Here is a 15298-nt window from a genome sequence, read left to right as displayed (position 1 = left end):
TCTTTTTGTCTCGCGGGCCGGATCAGGCGTTGCCCATGAAAATGGTCCCGCCGCTGCGCTCCGGGGCCTGGATGACCTGGGTCAGATGGATGGTGGTGGAGTTGTCGAAGTTGTAGACCGGCTCCTGCGTGGTGGACAGGCTCAAGCTGCGGTCGTCCACCAGGTTGACCACCGAGTTGTCCTGGTCCACGAAGCGGTGCTCCACGTTGCTCACATAGTCGTGGGAGTTGTCCACCTCCACCAGCCGGGTTTCGGGAAAGGCCAGGGTCGTGTTCCGGTTCTCCACGAACTCTATGTCGTTGTCGTTCACATGGACGGCCTCGGTCCGGCTCTGGTCCACAAAGTTGTACTGCGTACTCTGGTCCACTGCCCGCGACTGGTCGATGTCGGTCTGCGAGGTGAAGGCGTAGGAAAGATCCGACTCGCGGTTCTCGGTGAAGCTGGTGCGGTTGTTGGTCACCTGGCTGTGTACCGAGTTGTCCGCCTCGGTGACAGTGGTCTGGTTCACCTGCCGGGTGGTCTGGGAGTTGTCCGCCTCGATCCGGACCGAGTTGTCGTTGTGAACGCTCGTCTCCTGGCTGGTGTTGTAGCTGACCGAATCGCGCTCGGTGACGCTGTTGTCCGTGAACTGCTCCCGCACCAATGTCTGCCCGGCGTCCACGTTGCTGATCTCGGTGGTGCGGTTGTCGTTGTTCACCTCCGTGTTCTCGGCCATATTGGTGGTGGTCTCGTTCTCCTGCCGGTTGTCCACGGCCCGGTTCTCCTGGATCACCGTGGACTGGTTGGTCACCTGCTCGACGCTCGTCGAATTCTCCACACTCCTGTCCGAGCTGAAATCCTGGCTGTTGGACGTGCTGGTGTCGTAGGAATTCTGGTTGAGTGTGGTGTCCGAGCGGTTGACGACCGCGTTCATGGACATGTCGAACACCGCGTCCACGGTCTCGTTGTTGGTCACCAGATGGGAGCGCTCGATGTCCTGGGTCTGGTCCACGTTCATGACATAGGACGAGGACATGTCCACGGCTGTGGGGCGGCCCGCCTGATCGTCGAAATTGGTCTTGGGCGTGTTCAGGGGCTCGGCGTAGCCGTCTGCCGTGGGTATCCAGGGGGCCTGGAGGGTCTGCTTGGGCTGGAAGCCGTAGGAATGGGTCGTGTGCTGGAACACGTCGCTCGGCCACTGCTGGGTGTGGCCGAAATACATTCCGTGGGGGTTGGTCATCCGAAACGCCTGGACATGTCCGGCAGGGGGAATGGGCACCACCCCGACCATGCTCGGCATGGAAAAGCCGATCTGCGGCACAATGGGTACGGACCCGGCTGGCGATATGGGCTGGATGCCCAGAGCGGGGGCAATGGGCACATGTCCTGTCGCCGAGCCTGGAGCCGCGGGCCGGTCCTGGCTCGGGCCGCCGCCTCCGCCGCCGCCGGTCGATCCCCCGCCCGTGGACGGGGCAATGGGCGTCTTGCCCGACTCGGTGGAGATGGGCACGTTGGCACCGCCGGAGACGCTGCCGCCGCCAGAGGAGCCGGGGCCGATGGCACCCGCGCCGCCGCCCTGGCTCACGCTGCAGCCGCCCATAGACTGACCCACGGCATGGCCGCCCGTGTTGTCGCGGGGCGAGTCCGCGCCGCTGCTGCCGCCGATGTGGCCCGCGCTCGCGCCGCCGCCAAGGCCTGATCCACCGCCGCCACCACCACCGCCACCGCCGCCGCCAATATGGGCCGCGCTTGAGCCGCCGCCGGTATCACCGCCACCGCCGCCACCAAAAAATCCGCCGCCAAAGAATCCGCCGCCCGCACCGGGACCGGCTCCGGCAAAGGAGCTCATCATGCCGCCCGACGGGGCCGCATAGGGGATTCTGGCTGCGCTAGTGTCGATGGGGACATGGGCCGGGGTGGTGTCGATGGGCACATGTCCAGGCTCGCCGGTCACGACGCGGCCAGGGTCACCGGCCATGAAGGACCCAGCCGGGCCCGCTGTCACCTGTCCGGGAGGCCCGGCCACGATGAAGTCGGTTACGCTGGTGGACACTGTCTCTCTCCCTGCCGAAGCGCACCATCCCTGGTCCGCGAAAAGGCCCGAAACGGGCTTTTCGGCATACATACACTATACGCCCCGGATTCGTCCCGTCAAGGGGTGGCATCGTCAGGGCTGACGCATCTCAGGATCGCGTCTGACGCGTTTTTGTCGGTTAAGTGCCTCCTGACTTCATTTATTCGTTTGACTCAAATGCCATGTGTCAAAGCATTCATAATGATTTTAGTCTGATATAGTGTATGGTGCACTCCAAAAGGGAGTGCAGATGCCAAATTGCGACAAGTCGTTGATCACCCATCTGTCCATTGTCAAAGACCCGCGAATTGACAGGACAAAAAAACATAACCTTATTGACATACTGGTCATTGCCGTTTGCGCAGTTATTGCCAATGCTGAGGGGTGGGAGGATATAGAATGCTTTGGAATAACGAGGGAAAAATGGCTGAAAACATTTCTTGAGCTTCCAAATGGCATTCCATCCCACGACACGTTTGCGCGCGTCTTTGCCAGACTGGAGCCCATCGAATTGCAACAAGCGCTGTCGAGTTGGCTTTCGGCCCTACAGATCGAAATGCGCGGCAAAGTTGTGGCGTTTGATGGAAAGACGGTGCGGCGATCGTTCGATAGGGCAACGCAAAAAAACTCTCTTCATTTGGTCAACGCATGGCTTTCACAGGACAACCTTATCCTTGGCCAAGTGAAAGTGGATGACAAGTCGAATGAAATTACTGCAATCCCCAAGCTGCTTGAAATGCTGCATCTTGAAGGTGCAATTGTCACCATTGATGCCATGGGGTGCCAAAAAAGCCATAGCCAAGCAGATCGGATCAAAAAAAGCCGACTATGTGCTTGCCGTAAAACAGAACCAGCCAGAACTTTATGAATATATTGATCTTTTGTTTAACGAGTCCAAGGTCAATACATCTTTGCTACATCAGACGCGCCGGACAATCGATTCCGGCCATGGCCGAATCGAAACCCGTGAATACAGCACCATTGTGGGTGACGATCTTCTGGCAGGAATAACAGGGTGGGACAATCTCAATGCCATCGGCATGGTTGAATCAAAACGCGAAGTTGGCAACACCATATCGAATGAAAAAAGATATTTCATCATGAGTATCAACGGGCACGCTCAACGTTTCGGCGATGCCGTCCGTGAGCACTGGGGGATAGAAAACACAGTCCATTGGGTGCTTGATGTCAGTTTCGGCGAGGACCAAAGTCGTATACGAAAGGATAATTCGCCGGAAAACCTCTCAATGTTGAGGAAAATAGCGCTCAATTGTGTGAAACAAGAGTCTACGAAAACCAGCATGAAGAGAAAGCGCAAAATGGCTGGCTGGGACAACTCGTTTCTTATCAAGGTGCTGACTGGAAATTAGATGCGGTTGCCCTGGTGGCATCGTTCGCTCTCCCGAGTGAACGATATCCTCCCTGCGCCGCCCCGCCGCGTACCCTGTCAACAGGCAATGTCGCCCCTGCCGCGCCCGATTGCATCCCTGGCGCGCCCGATCCCGTCCTGGCCCCAAGTGTGGGGCTATCCTCCGGAAAACCCTTTAACAGGAGGATTCCATCATGGGAGGAAACCCGGCACTCATCACCTCGGTCTTCAGCGGCGTAATGGGCGTGATCGGCTCAAGCCAGAAGCAGGCGTCCGGCACGGACCGGACCGCCGAGCTGGCAGCCGAACGTGCGCGCCAGGAAGAGGAACAGCGGCAAAAGGAGGCCCAGGAGCGCAAGCGCGAGCGCGAAAAGCTCACCGAGGCCAGGACCGTGGAGCAGAAACGGCTGGCCAGGGCAACGGGCGAGTCGTCCGCCGCAGCACTGACATCGGACGAGGCCACCGTGGCCGCGGGTGCGCTCAAGACCCGGCTGGGGGAATGACATGGACGCCAAGGAACTCGCCCGCTCCCTGCAAACCCGGTTCAAGGGCCTTGAGGAGGCCCGCCAGCCCTGGCTTGCCGCCTGGCGCGAGCTGTCCGACTACATGCTGCCGCGCAAGAACAGCTTCACTGGAATCGACCCCGGCTCCACGCGGGGCCGCAGCGGCGACGAGCGCATCTTCGACTCCACGCCCAGCCACGCCCTGGAGCTGCTCGCCTCGTCCCTGGGCGGGCTGCTGACCAACCCGGCCATGCCCTGGTTCGACATCCGCGCCCGCGACCCGGACCAGGGCGACGGGGCCGGGGTGCGCACCTTCCTGCAACAGGCCCGCGAGCGCATGATCGCGCTCTTCAACACCGAGGACACCGGCTTCCAGACCAATGTCCACGAGCTGTACCTGGATGTGGCCCTGCTCGGCACCGCAGTCATGTACGTGGAGGCGGACCCGGACACCGTGGTCCGCTTCTGCACCCGGCCCCTGGGCGAGGTCTATGCCGCCGAGTCGGCGCGCGGCGCGGTGGACTCGGTCTACCGCCGCTACACCCTCTCGGCCCGGCAGACGGCCCGCGAATGGGGCGCGGCCTGCTCGGGCGAGACCCGGCGCAAGGCCGAGGAGCGGCCCGACGACACGGTGGAGATCCTGCACGCCGTGTTCCCGCGCACGGACCGCGACCCCTATGGCGTAGGCGCGGCCCACTTCCCCTTTGCCAGCGTCTATGTGGAGACCGGAGCCGAGCATGTGCTGGAGGAGTCCGGCTACCTGGAGATGCCCTACCTCGTGCCCCGCTGGGCCAAGGCAGCGGGCGAAACCTACGGGCGCGGGCCGGGCCAGACCGCCCTGTCGGACACCCGCGTGCTCAACGCCATGGCCCGCACCGCGCTCATGGCCGCCGAAAAGATGTCCGACCCGCCGCTCATGGTCCCGGACGACGGGTTTCTCGGGCCGGTCCACTCCGGGCCGGGGGGACTGTCCTACTACCGGGCGGGCAGCCCGGACCGCATCGAGCCCTTGCCCGTGAACGTGGACCTGGCGGCCACCGAGACCATGATGCAGCAGCGGCGCGAGTCCATCCGCCGCATCTTCCTGGGCGACCAGCTGACCCCCGAAGGCCCGGCAGTCACGGCCACCGAGGCGCTCATCAGGCAGAGCGAGAAGATGCGCGTCCTCGGCCCGGTGCTGGGCAGGCTCCAGGCCGAGTTCTTAAGCCCGCTCATCCGCCGCGTGTTCCGCATCATGCTGCGGGCGGGCGCGCTGCCCCCGTTCCCCCAGGGGTTCGGCCCGGACGATATCGAGGTGCGCTACACCTCGCCCGTGGCCCGCGCCCAGAAGGAGTTCGAGGCCAGGGGGCTGTCCAGGACCATGGAATACCTGGCCCCGCTGGTGGGCGCGTCCGACCCCTTCGGGATCATGGACAACTTCGACACCGACCGGGCCGCCCGGCACGTGGCCGAGCTGTTCGGCACCCCCTCGGACTACCTCAGGCCCGAAAAGGACGTAGCCGAAACCCGCGCCGCCAAGGGCCGCGCCACGAGCGGGGCGCAGGCAACGCAGACAGCGGTCCAGGCCGCGGCCCAGGCTGCTGAGATCGCCCGGACCCTGGCCGAGGCGCACACCGACCGGCCCAGCGTGCTGACCGACCTGTGGGCCGCGCTGGCAGGCCGGGCCGCGTCCCGCGCCGGGGCCGCGTCGGCCAACACGGGATCGGGCATGGCGGAGAGCATGGCATCGGGCCTTGCCCAGGTCATGACTCCCGGCCAACCCGCGCCCGCAAACCCGGCCCCGGCGGATCAGGAGGGCAGCCATGTCGCCTAGCCCGCTGGAACTGCATCGCGCCTACCGGCGGCTCTTCGAGTCTACCGACGGCCAGACGGTCATGGAGGACCTGGAGCAACGCGGCTCGTTCCTGCGCTCCACCTTCTCCACCGACCCCGGACGGACTGCGTTGAACGAAGGACGCCGGTCCCTGGTGCTGCATGTCAAGCACATGCTCGACGAAACCAACTTCATCAACCACAAGGAGATCACCCAATGACCACGACCAAGAACACCAACGACTGGCGGGCGACCCTGCCCGAGGAATGGACCGTGCGCGTGACCGGCCCGGACGGCGCCGAGCAGGAGATTCCCCTGCGCGACCACCCGGCCCTGGCCCGCTACGAGAGCAAGGACGAGGCGGTCAAGGCCCTGGTCCACGCCCAGAAACTGCTGGGCAAGACGCCTGAGGGCTATATCCGCATGCCCGGCCAGGACGCCCCGGTTGACCAGCTGAACGCCTTCCACGCCGCCCTGGGCCGACCCGAAAGCCCGGACGGCTACGCCCTGCCCGAGCTGGAGCTGCCCGAAGGGTTCGAGATCCGCGAGGACCTGACCCTGGGCCTCAAGGCCAAGGCCCACGAGCTGGGCCTCACCCCCGGCCAGGTGGCCGGACTCTACCAGTGGTTCCTGCCCCTGGTCATGGACGCCCACCACGCCATGAACCACGAGGCCGCCCGGCTGCGCGACAGCGAGCTGGACACCCTGCGCGCCGTGCACCGGGGCGAGACCCCGCGCCTGCTCGACAACGCCCTGCGCGCCGCAGAGGCCATCGGCGGCGACGACCTGCTCGACGCCCTGACCCGCACCGGCGCGGGCGACCGGGCCGCGGTCATCAGCGCCTTTGCCAAGATCGCCCCCCTGGTGCTCGAAAGCGGCCTGCGCGGCGCTCCCGCTGGCTGGGGCGAGGAGCTGACCCGCGAAAAACTGCGCGAGATGATGCAGGACCCGCGCTACCACGACCCGGCCAAGCGGGACGACTCCTACGTGGCCAAGATCCGCAAGGGATTTGAAACCCTCTACCCCGGCAACTACATCCCCGGCGGCCAGCTCTAGCCGCGCCGCCCCACAAACGGTCCGGGGGGAGCCACACCCCCCGGACCAAAGAAGGAAATCTATATGTCCGACGCATTCAATGCTGACAAATACACCCGACTGCGCTACGACAACTCCAAAGGACAGCGAAATCGCCAATGGATTCGTTCGCTTTCTGAAGATTCACCTTCGTGCAGGTTGTACAAAAACGTTCGAGTGCAAGGCGCGAAAAAAGGGCAAGGCCGAAGCGTACTCCAGGTACGCAAGGGTTTGGCCTTTTTGAAGCAACGCAGCAATCGGGCGTTTTTGGACAGCCTGACGGCATGTTCGAGCCGGTGCGCAAAGAGGGCGACCTGGCGGCAAAGCGCCGCACCAGCGACCCGGCAGAGGACTGGTGGGTGACAGACAGGCCGCGCGACTGGGACCCCCGGGACCATGGATTCGAAGCCACCCTCAACCACGGAACCTCCCTCATGGGCAAAAACCCGAACCAACCCAAGATGCCTGAAGGCGCCATGACCACGGTCCCGGTACAGGACGACAACGCCGCATCCGGCATCGGCCCCACGGGCGAAACCCGGAGCAGCACCGCGGCCCCGGCGCGCTCCCTCGGCTCCCTCCTCGCCCAGGGCTCCCAGGGCCTGAAGGCATTCGAGGCCACGGCCCCCGCTCCGGCCACCGCCCCGCGCAATTCGACCCAGGACGCTGAAACCCTGAAACAATGGGAAAAGGGGCAGGGGTCGGGCTCCGACAAGGAACGCAGCACACAGCTCTCGCCAATACGCGAAGTTTTGACTCCCTCTTTGCTTAAGCCCAAAGGGCATCCAGGAAGAGAGTGGGCCGTTGATGTGATCAAACACAAGACAGAAACCATGGGAAGAACCATGCTTCAAGCCACGCCCTGGTATGCCGAATGGATCAAATTGGCTGGCGACAGCAATGCCACAGCCAAGGATGTTAACAAGGCTATCAAACAGACCATATCCCCATGGCTTCCATAACCAACGAACAAAGGGGGAGGCTTGCCCTCCCCCCCCCGCACACACTATGAACAAAATTCTCATCCCTCTGCTGCTTGTCGTTCACTTCCTGATCGCGACCAGCCCGCTGTTGACGACCCGAATCGACGGTCCCCAGTCAATGCTCCTGACGTTTGGTTTCATGGCCAGCGTCGTCATCTACGCGGCTTCATTCTTTGAGACAGGGCGGGCAAAACTCGTGCTGGCGGTTCTGTATACCTCCATCGCGTACATGCTGGCGCACTCCCTGGGCATGATCCTGCAGGGTGCGTTGTATGTCCTGGCGTTGGCGGGGCTGATCGCGCTGGTTGCGGCCATACTCTTCGCCCTGTTCCGCAGGCCTTCACAGCCGTTCCCAGACAGCGGCCTGCTTCGCCTGAGCCTCGCCATGTGGCTGCTGGCGCTCTTTGCCATGTCCTTTCCCGCATTTGCCTGGGCAGAGGCCGCCTACAACGCGATTTCCATCAAATTCGCCACCCTCGCCTTCCTCGCCTTTCTCTGCACCATGAGCATGGACAGGGTGCGAAAATGGGGCACCCCGCTCCAACTGCTCCTCACCCTGTACATCGGCGCGCACTACGGCATCCCGACAACGGATTTAGCCACACACGGACTCTTCGGAATCATCATGACCGCCTCGTCCGCCATCATCGCTCTCACCTTCGTCGTGCTGGGCTGGGCCTATGTGCGATTCTTGAGTGAGGAACGACGTGAAACGCATACGGAACACCCCGCCACGCCGGGCGGTGAGCGCACACCATGAACAAAATCCTCATCCCCCTGCTTTCTCCCTTACCTATTTCTCAGAAATCTTCAGGTAACGCGAAAAGCGGTCGGCCAGAACAGGATGCTGATCGAACAGCCACTTCAGTTCAGCCATTTTTTTACCCAACAGAACTTCACGTTTTTCGCCGCTCGATAGAGCACATAGTTCCGTATTACATTGACAAACCGTCAAAGCTTTGTTGCCAATTTCATCCAGATAGTCTGTGATGTCTTTGTCAAAAAGAAAGATTCCTTGAGTCCTTTCCGCTCGAAATAGAAAAACATCGGACTCTTGCAAGTCCCCCTGCCTCCAGGCTTGAGACAGCAGCTCCTGAGCGGCCTTGAAAACGACAAAACGTTTCTCAAAAAGATCCTGCTTGAGCTTGTCCTTACTGATCCTATTCTGAGTGTAGCCAAGATACAGAGCGAAAAAACCAACGACGAGCGTTGCAATTCCATTGAGAATATCACCCACAAGAGCCCCCTTTCCCGATAGTAAAGCATACAATTAAACAAGATAGTGAGTATACGCTGTTCCCCGGAAAAATAAGACCGGGTCGCAGAGGATGCGTCCCGGTCTTGCGTATGCGAATCCGCAGAATTCTGGAGTGGTTGCCGCGCGGCGCCAATGGGGCCAGACCGTGCAGAAAGTGGCTGACTAACGGATTGAACTTGAAATGCCTAGCTGACTGTTAAATAAAGTCAGAACCAACAGGCTGTTCAAAAATGGTGAGCTGCTAGGCGCGATAAAAGTTCAAGGCCGAAGCGTACTTCCTGTACGCGAGGGTTTGAACTTTTTGAAGCAACGACGCAGATCGCCTTTTTTCAACAGCCGACTAGGCCACGTCCCAGGTCGCTCCCTGGGGGGTGTCCTTGACCTCCACGTGCATGGCGGCCAGCTCGTCGCGGATGGCGTCGGATTTGGCGAAATCCTTGTCCTGGCGGGCCTGCTGGCGGGCGTCGAGCAGGGCCTGGACCCGTGTCGGGTCAATGCCCGCGCGGGCGGCGCGGTTGTCGCGCAGCTCGGCCAGGAACCCGGCGGGATCGCGGCCAAAGATGCCCAGCACCTCGCTCCAGGCGGCCATGTCGGCCTTGATCCGCAGCAGAAAATCGCGGCCCCCCTCGGCCTTGCGCAGGGTCTTGTCCTCGGTCACGCGCCCGGCCAGCCGGATGGCCGAAAAGACATGGCCGAGCGCACCGGCGGTGTTCATGTCGTCTTCCATGGCCTCGGCCCAGTGGCGCTCGATGGCGTCCAGCTCCGCGGTCATCTCTTCGGGAAAGGGCGACTTCTTCCAGCTGGTCTTGGCCAGCTCGGCATCCGCCTGGGCCAGGGCGGCATAGATGCGCCGGATGCCCTTCTCCGCCTCCTCAAGGGCGTCAAAGGAGAAATCAAGCGGGCTGCGATAGTGCATGGTCAGCAGAAAATAGCGCAGGGTCTCGGGCAGGAACTTGTCCAGGATGTCGCGGATGGTAAAGAAATTGCCCAGCGACTTCGACATCTTTTCTGAATTGATCTGGACAAACCCGTTGTGGACCCAGAAATTGGCAAAGGGCTTGCCCGTGGCCGCCTCGGACTGGGCGATCTCGTTCTCGTGGTGGGGAAAGGAGAGGTCCTGGCCGCCGCCGTGGATGTCCAGCGGCAGGGGGGCGTATTTCTCGCTCATGGCCGAGCATTCCAGATGCCAGCCGGGGCGGCCCGGCCCCCAGGGCGACTCCCAGGACGGCTCGCCGGGCTTGGCCGCCTTCCACAGGGCGAAATCAAGCGGGTCCTGCTTCTCCTCGCCCGGATCGATGCGCGCGCCCGACTCCAGCTCGTCGATGTTGCGGCCCGAGAGCTTGCCGTAGCCCGCAAAGGAGCGGACCCGGAAATAGACATCGCCCGACGGCGTGGCATAGGCATGGTCCTGCCCGATGAGCCGGGCGGTCAGGGCGATCATCTCCGGGATGTGCTCGGTGCACTTGGGCTCCACATCGGCCCGGAGCACGCCGAGCCGGTCCATGTCCACATAGAACTCGCCGATGAACTGCTCGGCGATGGCCGCGGCCTCCTTGCCCACCTCATTGGCCCGGTTGATGATCTTGTCGTCTATGTCGGTAAAATTGCGGATGAAGGTGACATCATACCCCTTGTGGCGCAGGTAGCGGTAGAGCACGTCGAAGACCACGCTGGAGCGGGCGTGACCGATATGACAGAGGTCGTAGGCAGTGATTCCGCACACGTACATGTTGACCGCGTTGCCGTTCTCAGGGACGAACTCCTGCTTTTTCCGGGCCAGGGTATTATAGAGTCTCATTCAAATACTCCGATCTTAATCGTCTGATTTTTCATGCTATTGATTAAATTTCGTGCTCGGCGTCCGTGATCACGGTGACATTGAGCAGATGCAAATTCTCGTAAAAATCGCGGCCCATGAAAAAGTAGAGCACAGGCACCGGCTCGCCGGGCCGTGAGGCGATGGCCACCTGTCCCGGATCGGCCACGAAATCGGCCAGCCCGGCCAGGGCAGCGGCAGCCACGGGGTTGCTGTCGCGCGCGGCGTAGTCGGCCATGGCCGTGATCTCGGCGCGGACACGCGTCCGGGCCTCGGCCTCGGAGACGTTCAGGAGCCGGGCCGTGTTGCCCAGCAGCAGGCCGACAAGGGCGCGGTCCGCGTAGACCAGGTCCGCGTAGACCATGCGCAGCCCCAGCAGTTTTTCCACACGCAACTGCGTCAGGTCAAGCCGGTCGATGGCCGCCTTGAGGCGGACGTCTCCCAGGTCCGGGACGGACAAAACCAGGGTGTTGACGGTCAGGGTCTGAGTTTGCGGTTCATAGCGGTAGTCCAGATCGAGGTCGCCCCTGATCTCGCTGACGCCGAGGGTGACCAGCGGCCCGGCCCAGTCGCCCACATTGGCCTGGATGGCCTGCACCGACACCCCGCGCGCCTGGACAGTCGCAAAATGGGGCACCGGATTTCTCTGGTCAAAGGCGGTGATGCGCAGACTGTCGGCAGCCACCTGCTGACCGCCAGGCAGGGTGGCCTCGACCTTTTCAAGCAGCACGCTGTGATCCGAGAGCCCCACGGAAAGGTCCGCATAGGTCAGGGACAGGCCGGGCACATCTTCCACGGCCTGATTGAGAGCGCGCTCCACCTCGTGGTTGACGAACCAGTACAGCCCGCTCACGCACAGGACGATGAACACGGCCAGGGAAATGAAGAATTTCGAGATGTTGGACACGAGCGGCTAGACCTCCCTCAGGGCAGTGACCGTGGCCACGGCCTTGATGCCCTTTTTCTGTCCGGTGAATCCGAGCTTCTCCTCGGTGGTGGCCTTGACGTTGACCTGACCGGGCGCAAGGCCGAGCAACCGGGCCACGTTGGTGGCGATGCGGCCCGCGTGGGGCGCGATCCGGGGGATCTGGGTGATGATCGTCAGGTCGGCGTGGACGATGCGCGCCCCGGCCTCTTCGGCCATGGCCACCACCTCGCGCAGGAGCACGCCGCTGTCGGCCCCGGCATAGCGCGCGTCCGTGTCCGGGAAATGGGTGCCGATGTCGCCCCCGCCAAAGGTGCCGAGCACACCGTCGGCCAGGGCGTGCAGCAGCACGTCGCCGTCCGAGTGGGCGACCACGGTGGGGCCGCCGGGGATGGGCACCCCGCCGAGCACCAGCGGCCTGTCGCCCTCGTCGCCGAAGCGGTGGACATCATAGCCCCAGCCCACGCAGGGGATGGTGGTCCGGGTCTCGCCCAGCCGCTTCAGGTCGTCGGGCGTGGTGATCTTGATGTTGCCGGGCTCGCCGGGAATGATGCCGACCCGTATCTGCGCCTCGGGCGCGTGGGCGGCCATCTGCTCGACCATGCTGGCGTCGTCGGTCACTTCCCAGCCATGCTCCCCGGCCAGGGCGTGGGCCTCGCGGAGCAGGCCGGTCTCGAATGCCTGGGGAGTCTGGACCGCGCGCAGCCCGCTGCGGTTCGGGGTGTCCACGACCACGCTCTCCAGCCCGCACCCAATCTCGTTACCGGCCACGCGCCCAGCCACACGTTTAATGGTGTCAGCCACCTCGATGGCCGGGATCACGGCGCGCTCGCCCTGGTTCAGGGCGTCGATGAGCAGGGCGATGGTCCGGGCCGAGACAAAGGGCCGGGCCGAGTCGTGGACCAGGACCGCGTCGCAGCCCGAAGGCAGGGCGCGCAGGCCGCAGGCCACCGAGTCCTGCCGCCGCTCGCCCCCGGCGCACACGGTCCGGGCCAGGCCAAGATCCTCGCTCCTGAAATACTGGTCGACACGCTTTTCCATGGCCTGCGCGTCGTCTGGCGGAAACACGAAGACCAGCCCGCGCAACCCGGCCACGCGCGAGAATGTCCGGGCCGAGTGCCAGAAGAGCGGTGCGCCCCTGTATTCGAGATACTGCTTGCGCACGCCCCCGGCGGCCTGGCCCAGGCGCGAGCCCGAACCGGCGGCCAGGATGATGCCCCAGATGTTTTTCAGCGGTCGGTCCATGTGCATCCCGCGTTGCCGCACGCGGGAGGGTCGCCCCTCCCGCTGCGGTCATATCAAGTTTGGAGTCGGCCTGTAAGCCGGGTTCTGTGCCCCCGAAGGGGCGGCTGTCATTCATCTAGGACGGCTGTTACCAGCCGCCTCAAGCAACCTACCCGGTAGCCTGGGCCGGGCCGGCCTCATAACGCTACCCTATTTGGTCTTGCTCCGAACGGAGTTCACCTGGCCTGCCGTGTCACCACGACAGCCGGTGGGCTCTTACCCCACCGTTTCACCCTTACCGCCGGGTTTCCCCGGAGGCGGTCTGCTTTCTGTTGCACTTGACGGGGATCGCTCCCCCTGGGAGTTACCCAGCGTTCTGCCCTGCGGAGCCCGGACTTTCCTCTCCGATCAATGATCGCAGCGACAGCCTGTCCGGCTCCAAACTTGATATATGCTAATCCGTTATCTCGCCGTAGACGACCTCGCCCTGCTGCCAGTGGATGAGCCGCTGGCAGTTGGGGCAGCTCAGGATCTGCTGGCCCTTTTGCAGGTCATTGAAGATCTGCGGGGGAATCATGATGTGACACCCGTGGCACACGCCCTCGGTGACCGGCACGATGACCGGATTCTCCATGCGCTCGCGGATGAACTCGTAGCGGCCAAGGATGGGCGGAGGCACGACCTTGCACGCCTTCTTGCGCTTGCGCACCAGGGCCTCAAGGCGCTTGTGGGCCTCGTCCAGGCGCTGATCCAGGGTGGTCTTGAGGGTGTCGTACTGTCCCTTGACGCCGCTCATCTCCTCGGTCAGGGACTCGGTCGCCTCGTTCTGGCGGGCCAGTTCCTCGGTGACGGCAACCTGCTCTTCCTCGCGCATGCGGTTGAGCTTCTCAAGGCTGTCCATCTCGCGCATCATGGCCTGATGCTCCCTGGTGTTGCTCACGAGCATGAGCTTGTTCTTGCTCTTCTTGATCCTGCTCGCGTCGTCCTCAATCTCCACGGCCAGTTTCTTCTGCTGGCTCTTGAGCAGATCAATGCGCTCATCGATCTGGAGGCGCCTCTCGGCAAATTCGGTCATCTGGACCTCAAGGCCGGAAAGCTCCAGGGGGGCCTTCTTGATATCATCCTCAAGGACAAGGATCTCGTCGTCCACCTGCTGCAGGATGATCAACTGTTCGATCTGTTTCTCGTACATCTGTTCGACCTCGCTATCTATTTGAAATCACGCGCATGCGTGGTTCCGTCGTTACTGCCTGACGCGCACCCGGAACGGGTCCGCGCCAGCAAAGAACCGGACCTCGACGCCATGCAGCCGCTCGCCCAACTCCAGGGCGAACCGTCGCATCATTTCCTCTTCGAGCGCAAAATGCCCGACATCCACCACACATATCTCCGCCTCCACGGCGGCCTCCACGGCGGAATGATACTTCATGTCGCCAGTGACGAACACGTCCGCCCCGGCCCTGGCCGCGCTGCCCACAAGCGACGCGCCAGAACCGCCGCAATAGGCCACGGTGGCAACCCGCTCCGGCTGCGGGCCGGACACGGTCCAGTAGCCCCGCGCATGGGCCGGGAGCAGGCTGTCCAGCACGCCCGCAAAAATCTCGAAATCCATGGACTCCGGCAGCTGGCCCACCTCGCCGAATCCGATCTCGCTGCACGGCGAGCAGAGCTGGCGCAAATAGAAAACCGGCCTGCGGCCCAGCGCAAAGACGATCCCGTCGGCCACGGCGGGCCAGTCGTTCTCGTCGCAGACCACCCGGACCTCGCCGCTACGGCTCTGGGACACGGAATGGATGGACTTGCGATTGGCCCAGATATCCGCCGTGGCCCTGGCAATGGGCTCGTCGAGATAAAAGGACGCCTCCACCGGACAGACCCGCCTGTCGGCATCAAGCAGCCTCGGCGCGCAAAGCCCCAGCTCGCGCCCCAGCCAGAAGGCCGGACCGCCCGGCCTGGTGTCGAGCGAGGTATGAGCCGCATAGAGCCACGCGCCGCCCGCCATCACCCTGCGGACCACATCGAGCACCCGGCCCGGAGCGCCCAGCGACACGGGTTTCATATATAAGGGATGATGGGTGACCACCGCCCCCGCGCCCCAGTCGAGGCACGCCCCGATCATGGTCGGCGTGGGCTCCAAGCACACGGCCACCTTGCCCGTCTGCTCAAGGGTACCGGCCACCTGCACCCCGGAATTGTCCCACGAACTCTGGTTGCCCTCCGGGGCCAGATCCTGAAATATCGAAATAATGTCCATGAGTTTCATAAGCTTACGCCTCGGAA

At 63.1% G+C, this 15298-nt stretch carries 13 protein-coding genes, 1 other RNA gene and 1 pseudogene; 7 read left to right on the top strand and 8 right to left on the bottom strand.

Annotated elements, in window-relative coordinates:
* Positions 1-22: 22 nt before the first annotated feature.
* Entirely contained in the window at positions 23-2032 is a 2010-nt protein-coding gene (locus DAES_RS17150) for a hypothetical protein (RefSeq protein WP_013513287.1), read from the bottom strand.
* A gap of 271 nt (positions 2033-2303) precedes the next feature.
* On the opposite strand from DAES_RS17150, the pseudogene DAES_RS01600 reads away from it, so the two are divergent.
* The 7 genes and pseudogenes from DAES_RS01600 to DAES_RS01570 all read left to right on the top strand — a co-directional run bounded on the left by DAES_RS01600 (position 2304) and on the right by DAES_RS01570 (position 8555).
* Positions 2304-3423, top strand: a pseudogene (locus DAES_RS01600) (ISAs1 family transposase).
* Positions 3424-3616: 193 nt separating this feature from the next.
* Positions 3617-3925 (top strand): hypothetical protein, encoded by a 309-nt coding sequence (locus DAES_RS01595; RefSeq protein ID WP_013513285.1) that lies wholly within the window; start codon positions 3617-3619, stop codon positions 3923-3925.
* A gap of 1 nt (position 3926) precedes the next feature.
* Entirely contained in the window at positions 3927-5738 is a 1812-nt protein-coding gene (locus DAES_RS01590; protein ID WP_013513284.1) for a portal protein, read from the top strand.
* Complete coding sequence (locus tag DAES_RS01585) at positions 5728-5958, top strand: Bbp19 family protein (protein WP_013513283.1); 231 nt, start codon at positions 5728-5730, stop codon at positions 5956-5958. The genes DAES_RS01590 and DAES_RS01585 overlap by 11 nt, the downstream gene beginning before the upstream one ends.
* Positions 5955-6794, top strand: coding sequence for a hypothetical protein (locus tag DAES_RS01580; protein WP_013513282.1), 840 nt, complete (start codon positions 5955-5957; stop codon positions 6792-6794). The genes DAES_RS01585 and DAES_RS01580 overlap by 4 nt, the downstream gene beginning before the upstream one ends.
* 170 nt (positions 6795-6964) lie before the next feature.
* Entirely contained in the window at positions 6965-7774 is an 810-nt protein-coding gene (locus DAES_RS01575; RefSeq protein WP_157864778.1) for a hypothetical protein, read from the top strand.
* A 46-nt stretch (positions 7775-7820) separates the two neighbouring features.
* Entirely contained in the window at positions 7821-8555 is a 735-nt protein-coding gene (locus DAES_RS01570; protein ID WP_013513280.1) for a hypothetical protein, read from the top strand.
* 33 nt (positions 8556-8588) lie between these two features.
* Here the strand turns inward: DAES_RS01570 and DAES_RS01565 are convergent, their stop codons facing one another.
* The 7 genes from DAES_RS01565 to DAES_RS01540 form a co-directional block, all read right to left on the bottom strand.
* On the bottom strand, positions 8589-9032 hold the full coding sequence (locus DAES_RS01565) for a hypothetical protein (RefSeq protein WP_041271305.1): 444 nt from the start codon (positions 9030-9032) through the stop codon (positions 8589-8591).
* A gap of 361 nt (positions 9033-9393) precedes the next feature.
* Positions 9394-10851: a cysteine--tRNA ligase gene (cysS, locus tag DAES_RS01560; protein ID WP_013513279.1), complete on the bottom strand. Its 1458-nt coding sequence runs from the start codon at positions 10849-10851 to the stop codon at positions 9394-9396.
* 43 nt (positions 10852-10894) lie between these two features.
* Complete coding sequence (locus DAES_RS01555; protein WP_013513278.1) at positions 10895-11776, bottom strand: hypothetical protein; 882 nt, start codon at positions 11774-11776, stop codon at positions 10895-10897.
* A gap of 6 nt (positions 11777-11782) precedes the next feature.
* Positions 11783-13039: a 2-C-methyl-D-erythritol 4-phosphate cytidylyltransferase gene (gene ispD, locus DAES_RS01550; protein ID WP_013513277.1), complete on the bottom strand. Its 1257-nt coding sequence runs from the start codon at positions 13037-13039 to the stop codon at positions 11783-11785.
* A 57-nt stretch (positions 13040-13096) separates the two neighbouring features.
* An RNA gene (gene rnpB / locus DAES_RS17120) (RNase P RNA component class A) lies at positions 13097-13458 on the bottom strand.
* Between the two features lie 14 nt (positions 13459-13472).
* Positions 13473-14210 (bottom strand): zinc ribbon domain-containing protein, encoded by a 738-nt coding sequence (locus tag DAES_RS01545; protein ID WP_013513276.1) that lies wholly within the window; start codon positions 14208-14210, stop codon positions 13473-13475.
* Positions 14211-14261: 51 nt separating this feature from the next.
* A complete protein-coding gene (locus DAES_RS01540) occupies positions 14262-15281 on the bottom strand; it encodes a Nif3-like dinuclear metal center hexameric protein (RefSeq protein WP_013513275.1) in 1020 nt (339 codons plus the stop codon).
* Positions 15282-15298: the final 17 nt, after the last annotated feature.

This window comes from Pseudodesulfovibrio aespoeensis Aspo-2, assembly GCF_000176915.2.
GTDB lineage: Bacteria > Desulfobacterota > Desulfovibrionia > Desulfovibrionales > Desulfovibrionaceae > Pseudodesulfovibrio > Pseudodesulfovibrio aespoeensis.
The sequence above is the reverse complement of the archived record's forward strand: the minus strand, read 5'-3'. Positions and strand labels throughout refer to the sequence as shown.

Bases quoted from the DNA above. Each gene is read 5' to 3' on its own strand.
- DAES_RS01595 (WP_013513285.1), top strand. From the start codon at position 3,617: ATGGGAGGAAACCCGGCACTCATCACCTCGGTCTTCAGCGGCGTAATG.
- DAES_RS01590 (WP_013513284.1), top strand. From the start codon at position 3,927: ATGGACGCCAAGGAACTCGCCCGCTCCCTGCAAACCCGGTTCAAGGGC.
- DAES_RS01585 (WP_013513283.1), top strand. From the start codon at position 5,728: ATGTCGCCTAGCCCGCTGGAACTGCATCGCGCCTACCGGCGGCTCTTC.
- DAES_RS01580 (WP_013513282.1), top strand. From the start codon at position 5,955: ATGACCACGACCAAGAACACCAACGACTGGCGGGCGACCCTGCCCGAG.
- DAES_RS01570 (WP_013513280.1), top strand. From the start codon at position 7,821: ATGAACAAAATTCTCATCCCTCTGCTGCTTGTCGTTCACTTCCTGATC.
- cysS (WP_013513279.1), bottom strand. From the start codon at position 10,851: ATGAGACTCTATAATACCCTGGCCCGGAAAAAGCAGGAGTTCGTCCCT.
- ispD (WP_013513277.1), bottom strand. From the start codon at position 13,039: ATGGACCGACCGCTGAAAAACATCTGGGGCATCATCCTGGCCGCCGGT.
- DAES_RS01545 (WP_013513276.1), bottom strand. From the start codon at position 14,210: ATGTACGAGAAACAGATCGAACAGTTGATCATCCTGCAGCAGGTGGAC.
- DAES_RS01540 (WP_013513275.1), bottom strand. From the start codon at position 15,281: ATGAAACTCATGGACATTATTTCGATATTTCAGGATCTGGCCCCGGAG.